This window comes from Thiothrix sp. UBA5583 (assembly GCA_002425225.1).
GTDB classification, from domain to species: domain Bacteria; phylum Pseudomonadota; class Gammaproteobacteria; order Thiotrichales; family Thiotrichaceae; genus Thiothrix; species Thiothrix moscowensis.
Genome location: DILV01000001.1, coordinates 1 through 22,849 on the forward strand (window position 1 = coordinate 1; position 22,849 = coordinate 22,849).

Below are 22,849 nucleotides of genomic sequence, written 5' to 3' on the forward strand. Positions count from 1 at the left end.
GCTGACTTGTGTATAAGGAGATGGATTGAAACCCCCTTACCAGTCCGTGCCGATTTGTTTGATGGTATTCTCCCGGCTTATTTAGTCGGGAGTGGATTGAAACCACGAGTTTTTGAATGTGCCACTGGTATCGCGCGCATTCTCCCGGCTTATTTAGTCGGGAGTGGATTGAAACTGGGTCATGCGCGGGCATGACAATTTGCTCGAGCATTCTCCCGGCTTATTTAGTCGGGAGTGGATTGAAACCTGATGTGCGAAAACCCCCGCTTATGGGCGGAGGTATTCTCCCGGCTTATTTAGTCGGGAGTGGATTGAAACGGCTTACAAACCGCCTCGCCTCAACTTGACGCGGTATTCTCCCGGCTTATTTAGTCGGGAGTGGATTGAAACAAGCTGATGTTGCAATCTTATTACGTGCTTAATTTATTCTCCCGGCTTTTTTGGTGAATTGACGCTGGTATATCAAGGATGATAGCGGCAGTTTACTGCAACACTTTGCCTGAACGTTCCCAGCGCACCTGTTGCGCCTTATTGTCGAGTGACAGCCATACCTGTCGTGCCTTGCCGATCACATCCTGCAAGGGGATTGTGCCGAATACTCGCGAGTCGTGGCTGTCATTGCGGTTATCGCCCAGCACGAATACCTGTCCCGGCGGCACAGTCAGCTCAGAGGGCAGCAAGGTGGGTTTGTTGCTTGCCCAGAAAACCTGCCAGTTACGTTTGCCATCCGTCTCCGTTACGCGCAGACCGCCTGCCACGTTTTCTGATAATACACGGGTGGATTTACCATTGATCAATACCTCATTACTCCGAATCTGGATCTTGTCGCCCGGCAAGCCAACAATGCGCTTGATGAAATAGGTGGTACGGTCATTCGGGTAAACGAAAATGGCAATGTCGCCACGTTGCACAGCCTGTCGTGTTCCGGGGCGGTTGTAACGCTTGTCGGCAAACAGCATGTCGCCGGTCATTACCGTTGGTTCCATGCTGGCTGACGGAACCTTGAATGACTCCACCTGATACTTGCTCACGTATTCGAGCAGCAAGGGCAGGGCAAGCATGTTCCACAAAAGGAATACCAGCACATAAACCCCGCTGCATTGCCACCCTAGGAGGGCGTAATCCGGCTGGCGACGGGCGCTACGAAACGCATCCACCATGCTATACAACCACACCAGCAAGACTAGCCCGATGCTGCCCAGCAGGGTGGGAATCATCCAGTCGGCTGGCAAGTAAAGTGTTGCCAGCAAGACTGCGGGAACGCTCAGCAAGGTAATGATCAAAAAAAGCCAGACAGCTTTGTTGATTGCACCGTTATACAACTGCCCCAAACCAGGCAGGATCAGCGACATCAGCAAGGCGGCAAGTGGCTTGCGGCGTTTGGTGGTGGGAGTGTTTGTCATCGGGTATTTAGGGGGTTACTGCGCCCGTGCTGCTACCGTACTAGTGTTTACGGTCTCACTTGGTACTGAGGCGTTGTCTGCTATCTCTTCAGTGGGTAACGGCGCACCGCTGCTGTCCAGATCAGGATGGAATTCATGCCTGTTGTTTTCGGTAGAGTGGCTGCCAACAGGAAATGTTTTGTGTTCCCGTAGGTAATCGGTGTCGTCAACTCCCACCAGCTTACCAATCAGGCGAGCGCGGGTTTTCTGTTTCAGGGCGTTTTCCAGATTTTCACACAGGCTGTTGGCGAGCAGAAAACGCTGGGTGTTTTCCAGTTTGCCCTGAAACGTGTTGAGTTGTTCCAGTGTTTTGCCATACAGAAAAAAATTGACGGCGGCAATGAAGGAGGATAAAGCCCCGCCGATGATTCCGGCTGTTGAGATTTCTACGGAAGCGGATTCTTTAATTACCATGTAGCCGATAATAACCATGAAAAACGCCAGCCCAACACCACTGGCAATCAAGGCAATACGGAAACTGCGGGCTGCCTGATTAAGAGCCAGGGAATAGTATTCCTTGAGCTGTTTCAACTGGTTGACTGCGATGCCCTTGACATCGTTATCAGCGGTCTTGGACAAGCTTTCCAGTACCGCTTGTTGTTTGACGCTAAATTGTTCGGTTTCGGATGACTTCATCATTTATGCTTGTCTCCCTATGGTGATGTGCCCATTATAGCTGATTGAAAATAAAGAGTCTGTTATGCCGTTATTAGCCATTGAGTCCCTGCATGTCCATTTCGATACGCCAGAAGGCCGGGTTGAAGCCGTGCGTGGAGTGGATTTGTCATTGGAGCCGGGTGAAACACTCGCGGTCGTCGGTGAATCAGGTGCAGGCAAAAGCCAACTGTTCCATGCAGCGATGGGGTTGCTGCCACGTAATGCCCGTACCAGCGGCAGTATCCGTTTTGCAGGTACAGAATTACTGAATCAGCCAGCCGGTGTGCTCAACCGTTATCGTGGCAAGCGCATTGGCATGATTTTCCAGGATCCCATGACTGCGCTGAACCCGCTGTTGACCATTGGGCGACAATTGACAGAAGTGCTGGAAGTACATCAGGGCGTAAAGCCACGCGCAGCACGCCAGCAAGCGATTGCCATGCTGGATCAGGTGCAGATTTCCGATGCTGCTCGCCGTTTCAGCAGCTACCCACATGAGCTTTCCGGCGGAATGCGCCAGCGGGTGATGATTGCCATGTCGTTGCTGTGTCAGCCGGAACTGTTGATTGCCGACGAGCCAACCACCGCGCTGGATGTCACGGTACAATCCAGTATCATGGCCTTGTTGCGGGAAATAGGTCACAGCCGTGGGATGGCGTTAATCCTGATTACACACGATTTGCCACTGGCAGGCGGTTTGTGTGACCGGGTTGCCGTTATGCGCCACGGTCAGGTAGTGGAACAGAATAGTGTGGAAAATGTTTTCTACCACCCGCAACATTCCTATACACAACACTTGCTGTCAGCCTCTGGTTTCGCCTACGATTGTGCGCCACAACAACAATGTACTCCGCCCGCAGTCAACCAACCACCCAAGGAGTAGAGCCATGACCATCATTAAACAGGATGACGTGATTGCCAGCGTGGCGGACGCGCTGCAATTTATTTCCTATTACCACCCGATGGATTTCATCGAAGCCATGCATGAAGCCTGGCAACGTGAGGAATCCCCCGCAGCCAGGGATTCCATCGCGCAGATTCTAGTGAACTCGCGCATGTGTGCCGAAGGCCACCGCCCGATCTGCCAAGATACTGGCATTGTCACCGTATTCGTCAAGGTCGGTATGAATGTGCAGTGGCAAGGCGACATGAGTCTTGCTGACATGATCAACGAAGGCGTGCGCCGCGCTTACATGCAACCGGACAATGTGTTGCGTGCTTCTATCCTCGCTGATCCTGCCGGTGCGCGGAAAAATACCAAAGACAACACCCCTGCGGTTATCCATTACGAAATCGTCCCCGGCGACAAAGTGGAATTCGATGTGGCTGCAAAAGGCGGCGGTTCCGAGAACAAGTCCAAAATGGTGATGCTCAACCCGTCTGACAGCATTGTTGACTGGGTATTGAAAACGGTTCCAACCATGGGAGCGGGCTGGTGTCCACCGGGTATGCTCGGCATCGGTATCGGTGGCACGGCAGAAAAAGCCGCCGTCATGGCGAAAGAAGCCCTGATGGAACATATCGACATCCATGAACTGAAGGCGCGTGGCCCGCAAAACCGCATCGAAGAGTTACGTCTGGAACTGTTTGAAAAGGTCAATAACCTGGGGCTGGGAGCACAAGGTCTGGGAGGTTTGACCACGGTACTGGATGTCAAAATCAAGGATTACCCCACCCACGCCGCTTCCTTGCCGGTGTGTATGATCCCCAACTGCGCAGCTACCCGCCACACCCATTTCGTGCTGGATGGTTCCGGCGCAGCCTTGCAAACGCCGCCTGATCTTGCCAACTGGCCGCAAATCTCGCTGGAAGGCGGTGCGCAAGCTACCCGTGTCAACCTCGACACCATTACCCCGGAAGACGTGCGCAACCTGAAACCAGGTGAAACCGTGCTACTGTCGGGCAAGATGTTGACCGGGCGTGATGCTGCCCACAAGCGCATGGTAGACATGCTCAATAAGGGCGAAAAATTGCCGGTTGACCTGAAAGGTCGCTTCATTTACTACGTTGGCCCGGTTGACCCGGTACGTGATGAGGTTGTCGGTCCGGCTGGCCCGACCACTTCCACCCGTATGGACAAGTTTACCCGCCAGATTCTGGCTGAAACCGGCTTGTTGGGCATGATTGGTAAATCCGAACGTGGCCCGGTAGCGATTGAGGCGATCAAGGAATTCGGGGCGGTCTACCTCATGGCAGTTGGTGGTGCGGCTTATTTGGTTTCCAAGGCGATTATCGGTGCGAAAGTGCTGGCTTTCCCGGAACTGGGGATGGAAGCCATCTACGAATTCGAGGTCAAGGATATGCCTGTGACGGTAGCCGTCGACAGCAACGGTGAATCTGTGCATACCACCGGCCCCGCCAAGTGGAAGCAGATCATTGACGCGCGTGTGATTGGCAAATAACTGCTGAAGGGTAAAGGCACAACAAGCATTGTGCCTTTACCCGTTCTTTTTCACTACCGGGATACCTAATGCGTTCGCATAAGCCGTGTCTTCGTCAAGCCCGGCATCCACCAGCTTCTGAAAATCATCCCTGGCTTTGCGTAGAGCGCCTTCGACACGGGTTGAGCTGATCCGCGCCTTGTTGTTGCCTTTGCCATCGTAAAGCCCACGTCCGCTGGGCGCTTTGAACGCTGCCCATTCGCGGGCTACAGCATATTTGGCAGAATATAAATCCTGACCATGCCTGACCCAGCGGTCAATGGCTGGCTGTTTTTCCTTTGCCAGATACAGGGCAAAAATAGTGTCCTGCACGGCTGGGCTAAAGGGCGTAGAAGGGTGGAGGTTGAGTTCGCGGACAGCGTGGTTCAGCGTCTCCGGGATGATCTGGTAGTGTCCGACAGCCAGCAGTTTTTGTGTGGAGCAGGAAGGCAACGACTGATAGTACTGGATTTCCCGAATCGTCATACCCGTCAGGTTCAAAGGCGCACGGTTGCTTTTGGCACAACGCATGGAACCCCGGTTGTAACTGTTATAGCCACGGCTGCCTGATTCACCTTCCAGAATCAGTTTCTTGAGTGTGCCAGGGGGCGCGTGGCTATTGCTGTAGTGCAGGCCAGTTCCCGCCGCCAGCAGGGACAAGACGATGCCCGCAGTGAATGCCAGCCAATGCCGGGAGAAGGCTCTGACAGGGGAGCCAACATGGTAATGGATGCTGTTCATTCCTGCGGCTGCCACTTTTCCTGGATGGTTGTTACTGCCTGCTCGATTTCTTCGCCCGAAACAGCGGCAGATAATGCCCGTTTCGGTGCTGCATCTCCTGACATGAACACGTAGCACTCGCCTTGTTCGCCCAAGGTTTCGCAGCCTTTCTGTCCGATCAGCAATTCACTGAACTCATGGGCACGTACCCGCATTCCGATACTGGAAGGGATACCCTGACGCAGGGTTTCGCCGCAGGTTTTGGGGTCATAGCACTGGATGCCGAACAGGAAGTGGATTCCGGCTTCCTGCGTGGGGGCAGCACCAATCATGTCGAGCAGCAACGCCTTGATGGTTTCGCCAATTTCCCGGTCATCATCCGCAGAAACCGGGGCATTGCATTTCAGGCCGATGGTCAGCTCGCTGAAAGCAATCAGGTGGTAGGGCATGGGTTTTTCAGGGAAACGGCGGTTGTAGGCGGCAATATTGCTGACACCTGCTTCCCTGAACACATCGCAACGCTGGAGCATCATTTCACGGATATGCAGCAGACGCTTGTAAGCCTTGTGCATTTCGGTAATGACGGGTTCGACTACGTGGGGCAGGTTGTTACATACCGCCAATTCCAGCAGCTTGGGGTCGATCAGGGTGATGCGCAATCTGTCTGGTGACATGGCATAGCTTGCCCCCAGCAAGATGTTGAGCATTTGTCCGGCACGTTCCATACCTATTTCTCCGCCAACCAGCAGGTGAGGAGCATGGGTAATGTCAACTAGCAACGGGTTGCCAACCAAATCTTCACCCACCAGACCCGGTAGGGTATGGCTTGATTGTGCTGCTGCTTTCAGCATCTCAATAGTGCGGATGGCGCGGTACTGTGTTTTGGGTACATACATGGCTGCACGACCATTACCGATATTGGCATCAATACTGATATGGCTGCCTTTGGGGAGTTTCAGGGAACGGGCGAAATTGTCGCCGAGGGTTACAACGTTGTTGATGTCGTAACCTTGCTGAACTTCCAGTTCGTACATGTCCAGTGTAGCCCCGGACGTATCCAGCACAACCACATTGGCCTTAATGTTGTGGGCATTCAGGGCATCCTGGATTTTTTTGCCCCACCATTTTTCGGGATCCATGCCTTCTTCAAGCAGAAAGCGGCGTTTGACTTCCTCTTCCTTGGTCTTTGCTTCCGGTTTGCCCAGCCAGTGCCCGCCACGTAAAGGGCGGGTAGCATCCAGAATGGCAAAACCGACAATGAGCGCTAGCCCGGTAGCAAAACCGTTGATACCCCAGATCAGGTACAACACCATAAGTACGGGAACGCCTATCAGGGTAGGTTTCGCCATGTCAACCAGATCTGTGCCTGAGGGCTTGGCAGTGCGCCAGGCTTCAGGCAATACACCCACTTTGTATTTGGTACACCAGACAAGAAAGGTTTCTTTGATGTTTTGCTGTTCGGATATTTTTTTGGATATTTCAAGGGACACTAGTGCGAGCCTCCGCAACAGAACTGGCAGGTTTCTCAGCAACCGGAGCTGTTTTTTCCGCCCACCAGTCTTTCATGCCATCCAGCCATTGTGGTGTGGCTGCGGTTGTGATGGCGGATTCAATACGTCCTACGGTCACTGACACGGGCTGCCCTTGGTAAAGGGAGTATGCCAGTACACCCACTGTTACAGCACCAATCAGACCAAGCCATGAAAAGCCGGAAGCCGCCGTATTGGCGTTGCTTCCGACATGGACATGCACTTGTACCGGTTCCTGTGGGGGGGGCGAAAATGTCTGGACGGGCAGCAGCTCTCCCATCAACACTCGCTGCCCATCAGTCAACTCTTGCCTCATCAACTGCACCCGCAGTTTTTTGCCCACTTGCTATCCAGACTGCCATTATTGTTCATCTGGATGCATTCATTCTTTTCCTGCTGGGTCAATTGTCTGCCGAGCACGCCACTGTAAAAGCTGCACTGGCTCATATCGTATTGTTTGTTGCTGACAACAGCCATATTGGAGTTGTACTGGAAGCCTGGCACTGCCTGAGGAATACGGTTCACGTCAGCGCCACCAGCAGTCATCAGTACCAGCACCAGGACGGTGGATGCAACCCAGTTGATTTCTTCTTCCCAGACATTGGCCATGCTGAGGATGGCGCGTGCGCCTTCGGCAATGGCAACAACCCCAATCTTGTAAGGAGGTGCATTAAGCCCTGTAAACTCAAGTGGGTTTTCCCCGTGAAAAGCGAAGTAGCCCATCCACATGGCAGCCAGCAAATGGAAGAACCAGCCAATATCAACAGCACTCATGCCCATTAACAGTGGCTTAGTGCTTAATACGGTAGCAATGCGGGTGCGTTTTTGCTCAACAACAGTTGAAATGGCCATTTACACACCCCCTGCAACGGATGACTGGAAGGAATATGTAAGGGATGCACAAGCAATGACTTGCTGCGTCATGGTGGGGTTAACCTCGCGCCTTAGGTAAAAAACAATACAATATGGCGCAGTTACCGCAATAGGCAATGTAGACATTTATTCAAGGAAAGCCGACACTATTCACCGCGCCCATCTTGCTAAAATATTGCACAACATCAAGATGTTTCAGGTGTATAAAATTGAGCCACACCCATATTCCCCAAACACGACACTCATCAAATCAACTTGGGGATACACAGTCTTTCAGTATGCATCAGCGCTCAGAAGTGTAGCAGAAGAATGAATGCCGGATGAATATTTTCCTGGCCTGTTTTGTGAATTTTTATGCAGATAGTTGGGTGTATTGACATAAGGCAGGTTTTGGCAGGTGTGTCTTCGACACATGCAGGTTACGGTTGGGCTGGCTGACTGTTTTGACTGGTTATTGATGGGCTGCGCCTTTATAATCGCCATCGCGCTCTGAGAAAGAATATTGTTAACTGGAGAGAGTTCATGTACCAACACATCAAAGTTCCAGCCACTGGTGAGAAAATCACGATCAATGCCGATTACTCCCTGAATGTTCCCAACAACCCGGTTATCCCTTATATCGAAGGTGACGGTATCGGTGTTGACATTAGCCCGGTGATGATCAAGGTTGTCAATGCGGCTGTAGAAAAGGCTTACGGGGGCGAGCGCAATATCCAGTGGATGGAAGTTTATGCTGGTGAAAAAGCCACCCAAGTATACGGCGAAGATGTCTGGTTGCCGGATGAAACTGTCCATGCCGTCCAGGAATACGTCGTTTCCATCAAAGGCCCGCTGACTACACCGGTTGGTGGTGGTATCCGCTCCCTGAACGTCAAGTTGCGTCAGGATCTCGATTTGTATGTGTGTTTGCGTCCGATCCGTTACTACGATGGTGTACCAAGCCCGGTAAAAGAACCGGAAAAAACCGACATGGTGATTTTCCGTGAAAACTCCGAAGACATTTATGCCGGTATCGAGTGGGCATCAGGTTCTCCTGAAGCAAAAAAAGTCATCGACTTCCTGCTGAAGGAAATGGGTGTCACCAAAATCCGTTTTCCGGAAACCTCCGGTATCGGTGTCAAGCCGGTGTCTTCTGAGGGGACAAAACGCTTGGTGCGTAAAGCCCTCCAGTACACCATCGACAATGACCGCAGCTCCCTGACCCTGGTGCACAAGGGCAACATCATGAAATTCACCGAAGGTGCATTCAAAAACTGGGGCTATGAGCTGGCGAAAGAAGAATTTGGTGCGGTGGAACTGGATGGTGGCCCATGGTGTACCTTCAAAAACCCGAAAACAGGCAAAACCATTACGGTAAAAGACGTGATTGCAGATAACTTCTTGCAACAGATTTTGCTGCGCCCACAAGACTATTCCGTGATTGCTACGCTGAACCTGAACGGTGACTACATTTCTGATGCCTTGGCAGCCCAGGTTGGCGGGATCGGTATCGCACCAGGCGCAAACCTTTCCGATAGCGTCGCCATGTTTGAAGCTACTCACGGCACAGCACCGAAATACGCGGGTCTGGACAAGGTAAACCCCAGCTCGCTGGTGCTTTCTGCGGAAATGATGCTGCGTCACATGGGTTGGGTTGAAGCGGCTGACCTGATCAACAAGGGTACAGCAGGTGCTATTTCTTCCGGGCGTGTTACCTATGACTTTGCGCGTCTGATTGATGGGGCGGAAGAGCTGAGCTGTTCCGAATTCGGCGACAATGTGATTGCCAACATGTAAGCCATCCATTGACCGGATTGAACCTTGCAAAACAGGCGGCCTTGGTGTCGCCTGTTTTTTTATGTACGTGCTTGCATTTGTGCAAGTAGTACCAATGTAATGGATAGATAGTGACAGAGGACGGTCAAACCGTTTATAACATCTGTTAACAATGCGTCAATGGGGCCAGGTAGAGCAGGAATGGCACAGAAACACAAAGACAACCACGAAGGTGGTCACGATTCCGGCGTAGCGGTGCAAGAATCCCGCCCGGAGGTGAAAGAACCACCACGCTTTAAAGTTATACTTTTGAACGATGATTTCACGCCGATGGATTTTGTGGTGGAAGTGCTGCAAACATTCTTTGGCATGGATCGCGAGAATGCGACCCGCATCATGTTGCATGTGCATACCAAAGGCAAAGGCATCTGCGGCGTCTATACTCGTGATATAGCGGAAACCAAGGTGGCGCAGGTCAGCCGGTTTGCGCGTGAACATCAACATCCTTTGCTGTGTACAATGGAAGAGGCATGAGTTTATGTTGAGCGCTGAAGTAGAATATACCATCAACACCCTGTTTCGGGATGCACGTGACAGACACCACGAGTTCGTCACGGTCGAGCATTTATTGCTCGCTATGCTGGATAATCCCAGTGCTGCCGAAGCATTGCGTGCCTGTAATGTTGATATTCCACTGCTGCGCAAGGAACTTGAACAGTTTGTGGCAGAAAATACGCCGCTGATTCCTGATGGCGACCGTCGTGATGTACAGCCGACGTTGGGATTCCAGCGGGTTATCCACCGGGCTGTATACAGTGCCCAGTCTTCCCGCAAGGGAGAAGTAACGGGAGATGCCTTGCTGGTTGCCATTTTTGGCGAACCCGATTCCCACGCGGTGTACTATCTTGCCCGGCATCGCCTGAGTCGTCTGGATGTGGTCAATTACATATCCCACGGTATCCGCAAGGATCGTCAGTCAGAGCCACCCATAGGCAGAGGCGGGGAGGAGGATGCCCAGCAATCTTCAGCTTCCCAGCAGGATACTGATGCGGAAGGCGGGGAAGGTGGCAAGCCTTTGGAAAAATATGCGACCAATCTGAACAATCATGCTCTGGAAGGCAAGATTGACCCCTTGATTGGGCGCGATCTGGAAATCGAACGTACTGTGCAGGTTCTGTGCCGTCGTCGCAAAAACAATCCACTGCTGGTTGGTGAAGCGGGTGTCGGCAAGACAGCCATTGCCGAGGGGCTTGCCAAGCGCATTGTCGATGGTGAAGTACCGGAGATACTCGCCAATGCCGTGATTTATTCACTGGATATGGGGTCGTTGCTGGCGGGGACCAAATACCGGGGTGATTTTGAGAAGCGTCTCAAGGCTGTTCTGCGGCAAATCAAGTCAGAGCCTCATGCGATTCTGTTTATTGACGAAATTCATACAATTATCGGCGCGGGTGCTACTTCCGGTGGCACGATGGATGCCTCCAACCTGATCAAGCCGGTGCTCTCTACTGGCGAATTGAAGTGCATCGGTTCTACCACCTTCCAAGAGTATCACAGCGTTTTTGAAAAAGACCGTGCCTTGGCGCGTCGTTTTCAGAAAATTGACATCAATGAGCCAAGCGTGGATGAAACCATTGAAATCCTCAAAGGCTTGAAGTCCCGTTTTGAACTGCACCACAATGTGCGTTACACCTTCCCTGCACTCAAGGCAGCCGCCGAGCTGGCAGCTAAGTACATCAATGATCGCCATCTGCCTGACAAGGCTATTGATGTGATTGATGAAGCGGGAGCGAACCGTCAGTTGCAACCGGTGGCTTCACGCAAGAAAACCATCAATGTACATGACATTGAAGACATCGTTGCCAAAATTGCGCGGATTCCACCTAAATCGGTGTCTTCTTCTGACATGCAAGTCCTGCGCACGCTGGAGCGCGACCTGAAAATGGTCATTTTCGGGCAGGAGAAGGCTGTTGAGCAATTGACTGCCGCCATCAAAATGGCACGTTCCGGTTTGCGTGATGATACCAAGCCGATTGGCTCTTTCCTGTTCGCCGGGCCTACTGGCGTGGGCAAGACGGAGGTTTCCAAACAGCTATCCCTGCGTCTCGGGCTTGAGCTGTTGCGCTTTGACATGTCCGAATACATGGAACGCCATACGGTTTCACGCCTGATAGGTGCGCCACCTGGCTATGTAGGTTATGACGAGGGTGGCTTGCTGACAGATGCCGTCAACAAACACCCTCATGCTGTTTTACTGCTGGATGAGATTGAAAAGGCACACCCGGATGTGTTCAACATCCTTTTGCAGGTCATGGATCATGGCACATTGACCGATGCCAATGGGCGCAAGATTGATTTCCGCAATGTCATCCTGATCATGACTAGTAATGCGGGGGCGGAAAACATCAGCCGCAAGTCACTGGGTTTCCGGGTGCAGGATCATGTGCTGGATGCCTCTGAAGCGGTTAACCGCACTTTTTCACCGGAATTCCGCAACCGGCTGGATGCTATTATCCAGTTCAATGCCCTCACGCCGGAAGTGGTGGCTTCCGTGGTCGACAAGTTTGTCATCCGTCTTGAGGCTCAACTGGAGCCGAAGAAAGTGGTACTGGTTGTCGATGAAGCTGCTCGCCACTGGCTGGCAGAAAAGGGTTACGACCGCTTGATGGGTGCTCGTCCGATGGAGCGGGTCATTCAGGAGCACATCAAGAAGCCGTTGGCAGATGCCATTCTGTTTGGTGAGCTGAGTCAGGGTGGTCGGGTCGAAATATCGGCAGACGCTGACGGGCTGGTGATTGAAATGTCTGCTACGGAAGCTGTACCAGCCTGAGACCGTGGTGTGGAGCTGACATACCAATGCGCCCTGAGGGGCGCATTTTTATTTGTTGCGATAACTGATGCGGCCTTTGGTCAAGTCATAAGGGGTAAGCTGCACCGTCACGCGGTCGCCTGTCAGGATACGGATGTAGTTTTTGCGCATACGCCCAGAAATGTGGGCATTCACAACGTGACCATTGTCCAGTTCAACACGGAAGGTTGTATTTGGCAGTGTTTCAACCACAGTGCCTTCCATTTCAATATAATCTTCTTTTGCCATAGGTTCTTTAAATAGTAGAAAATGCTAAACGGCGTATTATCCTTGCCGCACGCCAGATGACAAGCTCTTTTTCTTTTGCTTGTGCATATTTGCCTGACAAAGCGGAGGATTTCTTGCTTTGCCGGTTTTCATGGCCACCAGATTTTATTAGGATAGGCCAATTTACGGTCTGGGGCATAGGCGTCCGTCCACTTTTCTTGTTGGAGCAATCGACAAATGACAATCGCGGGTATTTTTCCTGGGCAAGGTTCCCAGTCGCTGGGTATGCTGTCTGAATTGGGTGCAGCGTTCCCAGAAGTGCGCATAATTTTCCAGACGGCATCAGACATTCTGGGTAGAGATCTATGGCAAATGGCGCAGGAAGGCCCCGAGGCAGCACTTAACAGCACTGAGAACACCCAACCATTGATGTTGGCAGCCGGGGTGGCTGTCTGGAATGTATGGCTCAAGCAGGGTGGTTGCAAGCCGGTCGCTGTTGCTGGTCATAGTTTGGGCGAGTATTCGGCACTGGTAGCTGCTGGTGTGCTGGATTTTGCTGATGCTGTTGCCTTGGTGGCGGAACGTGCCCGCCTGATGCAGTCAGCGGTTGCCGAAGGGCAGGGTGCTATGGCAGCCATTCTGGGGCTTGACGATGCACAACTGATTGCTGCTTGTGCGCAGGCCGCGCAGGGCGATGTGGTGGAAGCTGTCAACTTCAACTCGCCAGGACAAGTTGTGATTGCCGGTTCAGCGGCAGCCGTTGACCGCGCTATTCAGGTTGCCACTGACATGGGGGCGAAAAAAGCCATCAAGTTGTCTGTCAGCGTACCGTCACACTGTGCATTGATGCTGCCTGCCGCTGAAAAACTGTCTGAACGTCTGGCTGCTACGGCTTTTGCTGCGGCGCAGGTACCTGTCCTGCATAATGTGGATGCTGCTGCGCGTACCGATGTTGCGGCTACCCGCGTGGCACTGGAGCAACAACTCTACCGCCCGGTACGCTGGGTTGACACCATCCAGTGTTTGCAGAAGGAATATGCAGTTACGGCTGCCATTGAATTTGGCCCAGGCAAGGTACTGAGTGGCCTGAGCAAGCGTATTGACCGTAAACTGGGTGCGGTTTGCGTACACGACAGCAAAACACTGGAAGAAGCATTGAAACTTTGTGAGGAGGCAAACGCCTGATGGATTCTCTTATCAGTTTACAGGGTGAAATTGCCCTGGTGACAGGCGCAAGCCGTGGCATTGGTCGCAGCATCGCCGAAACGTTGGGCAAGGCAGGGGCAACAGTGGTAGGTACTGCCACCAGCGAGAAAGGTGCCGAAGCCATTTCTGCCTATCTGGCGGAAGCAGGTATCAGTGGCAAGGGCATGGTGCTGAATGTCGCCGACAAGGATTCCATTGAAGCGGTAGTCAAAGCCGTTGGTACGGAGTTGGGGGCAGTGACAGTATTGGTAAACAATGCAGGCATTACCCGCGACAATCTGTTGATGCGTATGAAAGACGAAGAGTGGGATGACATCATCACCACCAACCTGACTTCCATTTACCGCATGAGTAAAGCCTGTTTGCGTGGCATGACCAAAGCCAAAAAAGGTCGCATCATTTCCATTTCTTCTGTGGTGGGAGCGTCCGGCAATCCGGGGCAGACCAACTACGCAGCAGCTAAGGCGGGTGTGGTTGGGTTTTCCAAATCACTGGCGCGGGAAATTGGCTCACGCAATATTACGGTCAACGTGGTTGCACCGGGTTTCATTGATACCGACATGACCCGTGAATTGTCAGAAGAGCAGCGCAACAACTTGCTGCAAAACATCCCGCTGACCCGTTTAGGGCAACCTGAGGAGATTGCAGGTGCGGTGTTGTTCTTGGCATCACCTTTGGGGGCTTATGTGACCGGCGAAACAATTCATGTCAATGGTGGTATGTATATGGCTTAAACCTGCTGGCATGATGCACGGGTTTTAAATACAATACTCCACTGTTACCGAACATCTTTTATTTACGAGGAATGAAAAACCATGAGCGATATCGAAGAGCGCGTCAAGAAAATCGTAGTTGAGCAACTGGGTGTTGATCCAGAAGAAGTGAAAAACTCTTCTTCCTTCATCGACGATCTCGGCGCGGATTCTCTGGACACCGTGGAACTGGTTATGGCACTGGAAGAAGAATTCGGTGCTGAAATCCCTGATGAAGAAGCAGAAAAAATCACTACTGTCCAGGCTGCGATTGACTACATCAAAGCCTCACAGGGTTAATTTCCTGTTTGCAAACCGCAGTTTGTATTGAAAGCAGGCTGCGGTTTTCCTGATTTTAAAGCAAAGATAGGGGCATAAGTTTGTCTAAGCGACGTGTAGTAGTAACAGGGCTGGGTATCGTTTCGCCTGTGGGTTCCAAGCTGGAAACAGCGTGGGACAATATCAAAGCTGGTCGCAGCGGGATTAACCGTATCAGTCCTGACCTGTTCGATGCCAGTGCTTTCAGTGTGCAAATTGCCGGTAACGTCAAGGGTTTTAACGCTGACGATTACATCAAGCCAAAAGACCAGAAAAAAATGGATACCTTTATCCATTACGGCATTGGTGCTGGTGTTGATGCCATTCGTGACGCTGGTTTGGAAGTAACCGAAGAAAATGCCGAGCGCATCGGTGTGCTGATGGGGTCTGGCATTGGCGGTCTGGAAACGATTGAACGTAACTACATGGCGTTTGTGAACGGTGGCCCACGCAAGATTTCCCCTTTCTTTGTGCCAGCCAGCATCATCAATATGGTAGCGGGCAACCTTTCCATCATGTACGGCCTGAAAGGCCCCAACATGTCGATCGTGTCGGCTTGCGCGACTGCAACTCACAGTATCGGTGATGCAGCCCGCATGATTGCCTACGGTGATGCGGACGTAATGATCGCCGGTGGTGCAGAAATGGGTTCCACCCCACTGGGTATTGGCGGTTTCGCTGCTGCCCGTGCGCTGTCTACCCGCAATGATGACCCGGAAGCTGCCAGCCGCCCGTGGGATTCTGATCGTGATGGTTTCGTTCTGGGTGACGGTGCAGGTGTACTGGTACTGGAAGAATACGAATTCGCTAAAAAACGTGGCGCACGCATTTACTGCGAACTGGTTGGTTACGGCATGAGCAGTGATGCCTACCACATGACTTCCCCGTCTGAAGGCGGTGAAGGCGCAGCACGTTGCATGGTCAATGCGATGAAAGATGCCGGTTTGAATGCCACCGACATTGACTACATCAATGCGCATGGTACATCCACACCTGCGGGTGACAAGGCTGAAACCATGGCAGCGAAACGCGCTTTGGGCGATCATGCCTACAAGGTCGCGGTCAGTTCTACCAAATCCATGACTGGGCATTTGCTGGGGGCGGCGGGTGGTATTGAAGCCGTGTTCAGCGTACTGGCTATCCGTGACCAGGTGTTGCCACCTACCATTAACCTGCAAAATCAGGATCCCGAGTGTGATCTGGATTATGTTCCCAACGTTGCCCGTGAAACCCGCGTGGATATTGCCATGAGCAATTCCTTCGGTTTCGGTGGTACTAACGGAACCCTGATTTTCAAGAAGATCTGAGTCTGCTTGCACAAGCAAACCTTTCAGGGCGGGCATGACCTGCTCGCCCTTCACCAGCAAAGTCCCGCCCGTTATCCTTTCCTGCTGGAAAGTGTATCCACCTCTCCCCATGCCCGTTACAGCCTGTTGTTTGCGTTTCCGCAGGAAACTTTGCGTCTGGATGATCTGGCAGAAGCAAGTTTTTGCACCAGACTGGATGAGGTATGGAAACAGGAAGCATCTGCTGGCTTCTCATTGCCAGTGGAGGAATCAGGGATTCCATTTCGGGGCGGGTGGTTTCTCTATCTTGGCTATGAACTGGTGGGGCAACTGGAGCCAAGCCTGAAATTGCCTTCACAACAGACTGGTTTGCCGATTGCGCTAGCGGTACGAATTCCGGCAGTGGTGATTGTCGATCATCATTCGAATGAAACAATTGTTTTTGCAGAAGAAGGGTTTGGGAGGGAATTTTCAAGTATTCTGATAGACATTGATGAGTATGTTTCTTGTCCATCCTCTGACATGGGGATGTTAAGTGGGGATTCTTTAAGCGAAGACCTTCCTGAGCAATTCCTCTCTGGTGTTGAACGTATCCGTAGCTATATAGCCGCTGGTGACGTATTCCAGGTCAATCTGTCACGTGCATGGCGGGCTGAATTGCCCACAGACAAGCTGGCTGCTGCTCTGTACCGTAGCTTGCGCTCTACCAACCCCGCTCCGTTTGCGTGCCTGGCCGATTTCGGTGAGTTTGCTATCATCAGTTCTTCGCCAGAGCGCTTGGTCAAGGTGGAAGCTGGCTTGGTTGATACGCGTCCCATTGCCGGAACGCGCCCGCGTGGTGATGACACCGCGCGTGATCAGGCATTGCTGGAAGAGTTGATTGCCCACCCCAAAGAGCGTGCCGAGCATATTATGCTCATTGACCTTGAGCGCAATGATCTGGGGCGTATTTGTGAATACGGCTCAGTCAGGGTAAACGAGTTAATGGTGGTCGAAAGTTATCGGCACGTACACCACATTGTTTCCAATGTGCAGGGCAACTTGTGTGATGGGGTAACACCGGGGCAGGTAATACGTGCGGTATTTCCTGGCGGTACGATTACAGGCTGCCCTAAAGTGCGTTGTATGGAAATCATTGCCGAACTGGAGCAGACGCCACGCGGCGCTTATACCGGCTCGGTTGGCTATCTGAACCATAACGGCGACATGGATTTGAATATATTGATCCGTACCATGACTTTGCAGGGCAAGCATCTGCAATTCCGTACCGGTGCAGGGATTGTGATTGATTCCGCGCCAGCCAATGAACTCAAGGAAACCCGTCACAAGGCACGCGGTTTGCTCAGGGCGCTTGGGCATGATTTGGGTTAATGGTGTTGCTAGCGACTGCCTGTCTGTTACTGACCGGGGTTTGCTGTACGGTGATGGCGTTTGGGAAACGCTGGCAGTTACGCAAGGCCAGCCACAATTGCTGGAATGGCATCTGGAGCGCTTGCAGCAAGGTTTGCGTGCGCTTGCCATTGATCAACCTGACTGGGCAATGCTGCGGACGGAGATTGACCATGCCTGCCATGTACAGGTGTCCGGTGTGCTCAAGCTGATGATCACGCGGGGTTCAGGCTCAAGGGGGTATAACCCAAACCCTGTCAGAGGGAATACCCGGATTTTGCAAACCAGTGACTACACGGCAGTGCCTGCTGGTTATACTGAAAATGGTATTCGCCTGTTTCTGTGTGCAACCCGTTTGGCACAGCAGCCGCGTTTGGCGGGATTCAAGCACCTCAACCGTCTGGAACAGGTGCTTGCCCGTGCTGAATTCGGCAATGACTACCAGGAAGGTTTGGTTTGTGATTATCAGGGGCACGTGATTGAGGGTACGATGAGCAACCTGTTTATTGTTCACAAGGATGGCAGTGTGTGTACCCCAGACCTGCACCTGTGTGGTATCGCGGGTATTATGCGGCGATTTATTATTCAAACACTTGCGGATTTTGGCCTGCGGTGCGACATTCGCGCCGTAGCACTAACCGAGTTGGCACAAGCTCAGGCATTATTCATGACAAACTCCCTGATCGGCCTGTGGCCTGTGCGTGAATTTTCCAACCAAACTTATCCAGTGCCCCCCTTGTTGCGAGACTTGCAGGCGGCAATACAGACATTACAATGAAAGTGATATTCAAATTATTGGGTTTCCTGCTGGTTACGGCGATAGTAACAACAGGTTTCCTGCTCTGGTATCAATACGACACGTTTCTGGATACACCCGTAGCGGTGACTCCGGCAACAGAGGTGTTTGAGATCAAGCCCGGCAGCAATATCCGGCAAGTTGCCAGCCAACTGGAAGAAAAAGGGATTGTGCAGCACGGCTTTCTGTTCCTTGCCCATGCACGCATCACCGATGTGGCACATAAACTCAAAGCCGGGGAATACAAAATTGACAGCGGTATGAAGCCAGATGACCTGCTGGCAAAGTTTGTTTCCGGGCAAACCTTGCAATACCAGTTAGGCATTGTTGAAGGCAAAACTTTCAAGGATATTCTGAATGCCATCCGCGCCCACCCGCAGATAGAGCAAACTCTGAGTGAAGATGATTACCGCGATCTCATGCCAAAACTGGGGCAAGCTGCTGGAATGCAGGCGGAGGGTTGGTTTTTTCCAGACACTTACAATTTCCCGCGCAAAACCACCGACCTGGAATTTTTGCAGCGCAGTCACAAGGCCATGCGGGACTATTTGCAGAAGGCATGGGATAGACGTGAGCAAAATCCATATATCAAAACACCTTATGAGGCTCTGATTCTGGCTTCCATCGTGGAAAAGGAAACAGGTTTGCCAGAAGAGCGCCCGCTGATTGCCCGCGTATTCCTCAACCGGTTAGAAAAAGGTATGTTGTTGCAAACCGACCCAACCGTGATTTACGGCATGGGCGATAAATATGCAGGCAATATCCGCAAGACTGATCTGCAAACCGATACGCCTTACAACACCTATACCCGTGCGGGTCTGCCACCCAGCCCGATTGCCACCCCCAGCAAAGCGGCGATTGATGCCGTCATGCATCCCGCCAAAAGCAACGTCTTGTATTTTGTAGCAACGACACCCGGCGGTGCGTCTTATTTCTCTGCAACCTATGAAGAACATCAACTTGCGGTGAAACGTTACATTCTGAACGCAAAACAGCCTGTTACCCCACCACAAGGAGCGATGCAGTGACGCAACGCGGTATGTTTATTACGCTGGAAGGCGGAGAAGGGGCTGGCAAAAGCACCAATGCAAGTTGGCTGGCAGACTATTTGCGCTCACAAGGTAAGGATGTACTGGTGACACGTGAGCCAGGTGGTACTTATGTCAGTGAAGCAATCCGTGCCGTGCTGTTGTCCCCGGATTTGCCCGCCATGCACGCGGATACGGAACTGCTGTTGATGTTTGCTGCCCGCAATGAGCATTTGCAGCAGAAAATCCTGCCCGCATTAGCTCAGGGAACATGGGTCATCTGTGACCGTTTCACCGACGCCACCTATGCTTATCAGGGCTATGGGCGCGGCATTTCCTTGCAACGTATCGCGGAACTGGAGCGATGGGTACAAGGAACGCTGCGCCCGGACTACGTTATCCTGTTTGATCTGGATGTGACAACTGGTATGGCAAGGGCACAGGCTCGCGGGCGGGCAGATCGTTTTGAACAGGAACATGCCGCCTTTTTTGAACGTATCCGTGACGGTTATCGACACAGAGCGGAGCAGATGCCAGCCCGTTATCCACTGGTGGATGCAGCCCAGCCGTTGGAACAGGTCAGGGTGCAGTTGCAACAGGTGGCCGAGCGTATCTTGCGGGAGTGCACGCAGGGATGATTTATCCGTGGCAAGCCAGTGCGTGGGAGTCAATCCGGCGGATGCGTCACAGCCACCGTTTGCATCATGCCTTGCTGTTTACCGGTGAAAATGGCTGCGGTAATGAAGACTTCATTCATGCAATGGCAGCAGCCTTGTTATGCAGTGAGCCTGATGCGGCAGGGCACGCTTGCGGACATTGCCGTAATTGTCAGGTATTCGCAGGGCAGGCACACCCGGATTATCTGTTTGTGGGTTTGCAGGAGGAACGCCAGTCCATCCTGATTGAGCAAATTCGTGAACTAAACCATTTCCTTGGGTTGAGTCGCAGTTACAGTAGCCGCCGGGTTGCGGTGATCAGCCCGGCAGACCGGATGAACATCAATGCTGCCAACAGCCTGCTGAAGTCACTAGAGGAGCCTGCCGATGGAACCCATATCCTGCTGCTGACGGCGCATCCTGCCAGCCTGTTACCGACTATCCGTAGCCGCTGCCAGCTAGTACGCTTGCCACTGCCGGAACATACCGCTGCGTTGGCATGGTTACAGACCCATGCCTTGCAGCATCCTGCTCCGGCCTTGCTGGAAACCGCACACGGCAGACCCCTGGCTGCACTGGAACTAGACAGCACAGACATGCTTACCAACCGCAACCAGTGGTTCCAGCATTTGCTGCAAATGGTGCAGGGCGACGGCAACATTACCGGGGTTTCAGCTCATTGGGAAAAGTTCGATAAAAGCCTGTTGCTGGATTGGCAACTGGAGTGTCTGCTGGGGGCTATCAAGCGGGAAGCCTCGGCAGACCCGGTTTTATCCCGCCTACAACATGGTATCGCCGCTAAAAATTTGTGGAACATGCATGAAAAGCTGCTGGAACTTAAGCAACTTGCCACTCATCCGCTTAACCCGCGTTTGTACGTGGAGTCCATGTTAATGTTATGGCAGGTAAGGCATTGATATTCTCATCAGAACCAACCGTTATGTGATCATCAGGGATATTTGGGGAGGACAATGGGCGAAGCGCATCAGGCAACCGGTGGAGTACAAAAACCTGCTGCCAGCCTGTCTATGGCAATCAGTGAAAAATCTGCATTGCACGCTTGTTATATGCCGTTCATCAAGGACGGAGCCGTTTTCGTGCCCACCACAGAAAAATTCAAACTCCACGATGAGATTACCCTGCATTTGCGTCTGGTCGAAGAAGGCAAGAAATTGCTGATTCCTGGGCGGGTTGTATGGATCTCGACGGGTGTTGGTCAAAGAGGCGGCAGCCCCGGTGTCGGTCTGCAATTTACCGGCGAACACCGTTTTCGCATCAAGCAGTTTCTGGAAGACGTGTTGGGTGATCTGGTCAAGCAGCCTGCCACGAATCCTGATTACTGATTAACATTCTGTAACCTTTCCGCAATCCCCCTGTAAGGTTCTGACTGGCATTATTTGTGCCATAGAACAATCCAATACAGGAGATACCCAATGCGTTCAAACAAACGTGCCCTAGTCGCAGGTCTGTTGATGTGTTCCGCTGTGGTACTTGCCAGCGTGCCAGTCATGGCTGAAGTAGCACCGCCTGCCGCACCGCCCTCAGCACCCATCGCGGCAACAACACCTGCTGTCCCGGCCGTAGTACCTGCCCCGGTTGCAACCGGCGGTTCCCCGCCTGAATTGACCACCCTGATCAAGCAAAACAGTGCTGCCGTTGTCAATATCAGCGTGGAAGGTGGTAGCATGGCTAATGCCCTGCCGGAAGGCTTGCCACCGGAGTTCGAGCGCTTTTTCCGTGGTTTGCCGGAAATGAAACCCCAAGGCCGTATGCAGGCAACTGGTTCTGGCTTCATTGTTTCAGCAGATGGCTATATCGTGACCAATGCCCATGTGGTGGAAGATGCCAAATCCATCAAGGTTGGCTTGAGTGACAAACGTGACTTGCCTGCCGAGGTGATAGGTACTGACAAGCTCAGTGACATTGCTTTGCTGAAGGTGAAAGCCGATAACTTGCCAACGGTTCAACTGGGGGATTCCAGCGGGCTGGAAGTGGGGCAGTGGGTGGTTGCCATTGGTGCACCTTTTGGCCTTGACCATACTGCCACCCAAGGGATCGTCAGCGCCCTGTCACGCAGCTTGCCGGATGGCACATACGTGCCATTCATCCAGACTGACGTTGCAGTTAATCCAGGCAACTCTGGTGGCCCCCTGTTTGACCTGAATGGGCGTGTTGTGGGGGTGAATTCACAAATTTACAGCCGCAGTGGGGGGTACATGGGGATTTCTTTCGCCATTCCCATCAATGTGGCGAAAAATGTTGTGGATCAGCTCAAGAGTGGCGGACAGGTCAGTCGGGGCTGGTTGGGCGTGGAAATCCAGAACATCAGTCAGGAACTGGCGAGTTCCTTTAACCTGAATCAGCCGAGTGGTGCACTGGTTGCCAGCGTGCAGCGCGGTAGCCCGGCAGACAAAGCAGGGATTCAGGCAGGTGACATCATCATCGGCTTTGGCGAAGGTGTCGTCAAGACGGCATCGGATTTGCCGCTGCTGGTAGGTAACACGCCAGTAGGCAAACAGGTTCCGGTCAAAATCCAGCGTGCGGGTGCAGAAAAAACGCTGGACGTAACTATCGACAAGCTGGCTGACAAGGATGGCAAACCCGGCAAGCTGGCGATGGCTACTGCCCAGGAAAAAGGCATGTTGGGTGTTGCCGTTGCCACGCTGGATGCTGCGGGGTTGAAGGAGAACAAACTGGAGTATGGTGTCATGATTGAGGATGTGCTGGTTGACAGCCCGGCAGAGCAAGCCGGGTTGAAACAGGGTGACATCATTATTTCGGTCAATAATGCGCCTGTGCGTTCAGCCGAGGAACTCAAGTCAGTAGTCAGCAGTGCTCCAACGGACAAGCCGCTGGCAATGTTGGTCATGCAGGCAGGTAAAACCCGTTTCATCGCGGTAAACAGAAAACCGTAAGCGCCAGACTCCTGCCGGGCTAGCCCCGGCA

At 52.5% G+C, this 22,849-nt stretch carries 23 protein-coding genes and 1 CRISPR repeat array; of the genes, 16 read left to right on the forward strand and 7 right to left on the reverse strand.

The annotated features are described in order from the left end of the window. Positions 1-66: 66 nt before the first annotated feature. Positions 67-390: a CRISPR direct-repeat array (repeat unit 37 nt; unit sequence ATTCTCCCGGCTTATTTAGTCGGGAGTGGATTGAAAC). 92 nt (positions 391-482) lie between these two features. Continuing rightward, a complete protein-coding gene (gene lepB, locus B2U47_RS00005) occupies positions 483-1,403 on the reverse strand; it encodes a signal peptidase I (protein ID WP_296673931.1) in 921 nt (306 codons plus the stop codon). 15 nt (positions 1,404-1,418) lie between these two features. Further along, the gene (locus B2U47_RS00010; RefSeq protein ID WP_296673939.1) at positions 1,419-2,081 is read right to left on the reverse strand and encodes a TRADD-N-associated membrane domain-containing protein; all 663 of its coding nucleotides are present in this window, start codon (positions 2,079-2,081) and stop codon (positions 1,419-1,421) included. Between the two features lie 61 nt (positions 2,082-2,142). Between B2U47_RS00010 and B2U47_RS00015 the strand changes: the two genes are divergently transcribed. Continuing rightward, positions 2,143-2,982: an ATP-binding cassette domain-containing protein gene (locus tag B2U47_RS00015; RefSeq protein ID WP_296673941.1), complete on the forward strand. Its 840-nt coding sequence runs from the start codon at positions 2,143-2,145 to the stop codon at positions 2,980-2,982. A 4-nt stretch (positions 2,983-2,986) separates the two neighbouring features. After that, positions 2,987-4,501, forward strand: a complete 1,515-nt coding sequence (locus tag B2U47_RS00020; protein WP_296673944.1) for a fumarate hydratase — start codon at positions 2,987-2,989, stop codon at positions 4,499-4,501. 36 nt (positions 4,502-4,537) lie between these two features. Here B2U47_RS00020 and B2U47_RS00025 read toward each other — a convergent pair whose 3' ends face one another. The 4 genes from B2U47_RS00025 to B2U47_RS00040 are packed head-to-tail and all read right to left on the reverse strand — an operon-like array spanning position 4,538 to position 7,620. Further along, positions 4,538-5,260 carry a hypothetical protein gene (locus tag B2U47_RS00025; RefSeq protein WP_296673945.1) on the reverse strand — a complete coding sequence of 241 codons (723 nt, stop codon included), beginning with the start codon at positions 5,258-5,260 and terminating at the stop codon, positions 4,538-4,540. Beyond that, the gene (locus tag B2U47_RS00030; RefSeq protein WP_296673947.1) at positions 5,257-6,729 is read right to left on the reverse strand and encodes an FtsK/SpoIIIE domain-containing protein; all 1,473 of its coding nucleotides are present in this window, start codon (positions 6,727-6,729) and stop codon (positions 5,257-5,259) included. The genes B2U47_RS00025 and B2U47_RS00030 overlap by 4 nt, the downstream gene beginning before the upstream one ends. Then, on the reverse strand, positions 6,719-7,084 hold the full coding sequence (locus B2U47_RS00035) for a hypothetical protein (protein WP_296673949.1): 366 nt from the start codon (positions 7,082-7,084) through the stop codon (positions 6,719-6,721). Before B2U47_RS00035 ends, B2U47_RS00030 begins: the two co-directional genes overlap by 11 nt. Continuing rightward, the gene (locus B2U47_RS00040; RefSeq protein WP_296673951.1) at positions 7,084-7,620 is read right to left on the reverse strand and encodes a hypothetical protein; all 537 of its coding nucleotides are present in this window, start codon (positions 7,618-7,620) and stop codon (positions 7,084-7,086) included. Before B2U47_RS00040 ends, B2U47_RS00035 begins: the two co-directional genes overlap by 1 nt. Before the next feature lie 543 nt (positions 7,621-8,163). Between B2U47_RS00040 and icd the strand changes: the two genes are divergently transcribed. The 3 genes from icd to clpA all read left to right on the forward strand — a co-directional run bounded on the left by icd (position 8,164) and on the right by clpA (position 12,226). Beyond that, on the forward strand, positions 8,164-9,417 hold the full coding sequence (gene icd, locus B2U47_RS00045; RefSeq protein WP_296673952.1) for an NADP-dependent isocitrate dehydrogenase: 1,254 nt from the start codon (positions 8,164-8,166) through the stop codon (positions 9,415-9,417). A gap of 159 nt (positions 9,418-9,576) precedes the next feature. Then, complete coding sequence (gene clpS / locus B2U47_RS00050) at positions 9,577-9,930, forward strand: ATP-dependent Clp protease adapter ClpS (RefSeq protein ID WP_414717874.1); 354 nt, start codon at positions 9,577-9,579, stop codon at positions 9,928-9,930. Positions 9,931-9,934: 4 nt separating this feature from the next. After that, entirely contained in the window at positions 9,935-12,226 is a 2,292-nt protein-coding gene (gene clpA, locus B2U47_RS00055) for an ATP-dependent Clp protease ATP-binding subunit ClpA (protein WP_296673956.1), read from the forward strand. A gap of 48 nt (positions 12,227-12,274) precedes the next feature. Here clpA and infA read toward each other — a convergent pair whose 3' ends face one another. Beyond that, a complete protein-coding gene (gene infA, locus B2U47_RS00060; protein ID WP_002706917.1) occupies positions 12,275-12,493 on the reverse strand; it encodes a translation initiation factor IF-1 in 219 nt (72 codons plus the stop codon). A 216-nt stretch (positions 12,494-12,709) separates the two neighbouring features. On the opposite strand from infA, the gene fabD reads away from it, so the two are divergent. The 11 genes from fabD (at position 12,710) to B2U47_RS00115 (ending at position 22,818) form a co-directional block, all read left to right on the forward strand. Further along, complete coding sequence (gene fabD / locus B2U47_RS00065) at positions 12,710-13,657, forward strand: ACP S-malonyltransferase (RefSeq protein WP_296673959.1); 948 nt, start codon at positions 12,710-12,712, stop codon at positions 13,655-13,657. Next, a complete protein-coding gene (fabG, locus tag B2U47_RS00070) occupies positions 13,657-14,412 on the forward strand; it encodes a 3-oxoacyl-ACP reductase FabG (RefSeq protein ID WP_296673961.1) in 756 nt (251 codons plus the stop codon). Before fabD ends, fabG begins: the two co-directional genes overlap by 1 nt. A gap of 81 nt (positions 14,413-14,493) precedes the next feature. Then, complete coding sequence (gene acpP, locus B2U47_RS00075; protein ID WP_296673964.1) at positions 14,494-14,730, forward strand: acyl carrier protein; 237 nt, start codon at positions 14,494-14,496, stop codon at positions 14,728-14,730. 80 nt (positions 14,731-14,810) lie between these two features. Next, positions 14,811-16,055 carry a beta-ketoacyl-ACP synthase II gene (gene fabF, locus B2U47_RS00080; RefSeq protein WP_296673966.1) on the forward strand — a complete coding sequence of 415 codons (1,245 nt, stop codon included), beginning with the start codon at positions 14,811-14,813 and terminating at the stop codon, positions 16,053-16,055. A 6-nt stretch (positions 16,056-16,061) separates the two neighbouring features. Beyond that, on the forward strand, positions 16,062-17,405 hold the full coding sequence (locus tag B2U47_RS00085) for an aminodeoxychorismate synthase component I (RefSeq protein WP_296673968.1): 1,344 nt from the start codon (positions 16,062-16,064) through the stop codon (positions 17,403-17,405). Next, a complete protein-coding gene (gene pabC, locus B2U47_RS00090) occupies positions 17,392-18,201 on the forward strand; it encodes an aminodeoxychorismate lyase (protein ID WP_296673971.1) in 810 nt (269 codons plus the stop codon). The genes B2U47_RS00085 and pabC overlap by 14 nt, the downstream gene beginning before the upstream one ends. Next, positions 18,198-19,247, forward strand: coding sequence for an endolytic transglycosylase MltG (gene mltG / locus B2U47_RS00095; protein ID WP_296673973.1), 1,050 nt, complete (start codon positions 18,198-18,200; stop codon positions 19,245-19,247). Before pabC ends, mltG begins: the two co-directional genes overlap by 4 nt. Positions 19,248-19,258: 11 nt before the next feature. After that, on the forward strand, positions 19,259-19,885 hold the full coding sequence (gene tmk, locus B2U47_RS00100) for a dTMP kinase (RefSeq protein ID WP_296673992.1): 627 nt from the start codon (positions 19,259-19,261) through the stop codon (positions 19,883-19,885). After that, positions 19,882-20,820: a DNA polymerase III subunit delta' gene (holB, locus tag B2U47_RS00105; protein WP_296673974.1), complete on the forward strand. Its 939-nt coding sequence runs from the start codon at positions 19,882-19,884 to the stop codon at positions 20,818-20,820. The genes tmk and holB overlap by 4 nt, the downstream gene beginning before the upstream one ends. Before the next feature lie 54 nt (positions 20,821-20,874). Beyond that, complete coding sequence (locus tag B2U47_RS00110) at positions 20,875-21,246, forward strand: PilZ domain-containing protein (RefSeq protein WP_296673976.1); 372 nt, start codon at positions 20,875-20,877, stop codon at positions 21,244-21,246. Between the two features lie 90 nt (positions 21,247-21,336). Continuing rightward, a complete protein-coding gene (locus B2U47_RS00115; RefSeq protein ID WP_296673978.1) occupies positions 21,337-22,818 on the forward strand; it encodes a DegQ family serine endoprotease in 1,482 nt (493 codons plus the stop codon). The last annotated feature ends 31 nt before the right edge of the window (positions 22,819-22,849 follow it).

What these genes read in the sequence shown, in the direction of transcription:
- lepB (WP_296673931.1), bottom strand. Translation starts at nt 1,403, where the DNA reads ATGACAAACACTCCCACCACCAAACGCCGCAAGCCACTTGCCGCCTTG.
- B2U47_RS00010 (WP_296673939.1), bottom strand. Translation starts at nt 2,081, where the DNA reads ATGATGAAGTCATCCGAAACCGAACAATTTAGCGTCAAACAACAAGCG.
- B2U47_RS00015 (WP_296673941.1), top strand. Translation starts at nt 2,143, where the DNA reads ATGCCGTTATTAGCCATTGAGTCCCTGCATGTCCATTTCGATACGCCA.
- B2U47_RS00020 (WP_296673944.1), top strand. Translation starts at nt 2,987, where the DNA reads ATGACCATCATTAAACAGGATGACGTGATTGCCAGCGTGGCGGACGCG.
- B2U47_RS00025 (WP_296673945.1), bottom strand. Translation starts at nt 5,260, where the DNA reads ATGAACAGCATCCATTACCATGTTGGCTCCCCTGTCAGAGCCTTCTCC.
- B2U47_RS00035 (WP_296673949.1), bottom strand. Translation starts at nt 7,084, where the DNA reads ATGAGGCAAGAGTTGACTGATGGGCAGCGAGTGTTGATGGGAGAGCTG.
- B2U47_RS00040 (WP_296673951.1), bottom strand. Translation starts at nt 7,620, where the DNA reads ATGGCCATTTCAACTGTTGTTGAGCAAAAACGCACCCGCATTGCTACC.
- icd (WP_296673952.1), top strand. Translation starts at nt 8,164, where the DNA reads ATGTACCAACACATCAAAGTTCCAGCCACTGGTGAGAAAATCACGATC.
- clpS (WP_414717874.1), top strand. Translation starts at nt 9,577, where the DNA reads ATGGGGCCAGGTAGAGCAGGAATGGCACAGAAACACAAAGACAACCAC.
- clpA (WP_296673956.1), top strand. Translation starts at nt 9,935, where the DNA reads ATGTTGAGCGCTGAAGTAGAATATACCATCAACACCCTGTTTCGGGAT.
- infA (WP_002706917.1), bottom strand. Translation starts at nt 12,493, where the DNA reads ATGGCAAAAGAAGATTATATTGAAATGGAAGGCACTGTGGTTGAAACA.
- fabD (WP_296673959.1), top strand. Translation starts at nt 12,710, where the DNA reads ATGACAATCGCGGGTATTTTTCCTGGGCAAGGTTCCCAGTCGCTGGGT.
- fabG (WP_296673961.1), top strand. Translation starts at nt 13,657, where the DNA reads ATGGATTCTCTTATCAGTTTACAGGGTGAAATTGCCCTGGTGACAGGC.
- acpP (WP_296673964.1), top strand. Translation starts at nt 14,494, where the DNA reads ATGAGCGATATCGAAGAGCGCGTCAAGAAAATCGTAGTTGAGCAACTG.
- pabC (WP_296673971.1), top strand. Translation starts at nt 17,392, where the DNA reads ATGATTTGGGTTAATGGTGTTGCTAGCGACTGCCTGTCTGTTACTGAC.
- mltG (WP_296673973.1), top strand. Translation starts at nt 18,198, where the DNA reads ATGAAAGTGATATTCAAATTATTGGGTTTCCTGCTGGTTACGGCGATA.
- tmk (WP_296673992.1), top strand. Translation starts at nt 19,259, where the DNA reads ATGTTTATTACGCTGGAAGGCGGAGAAGGGGCTGGCAAAAGCACCAAT.
- holB (WP_296673974.1), top strand. Translation starts at nt 19,882, where the DNA reads ATGATTTATCCGTGGCAAGCCAGTGCGTGGGAGTCAATCCGGCGGATG.
- B2U47_RS00110 (WP_296673976.1), top strand. Translation starts at nt 20,875, where the DNA reads ATGGGCGAAGCGCATCAGGCAACCGGTGGAGTACAAAAACCTGCTGCC.
- B2U47_RS00115 (WP_296673978.1), top strand. Translation starts at nt 21,337, where the DNA reads ATGCGTTCAAACAAACGTGCCCTAGTCGCAGGTCTGTTGATGTGTTCC.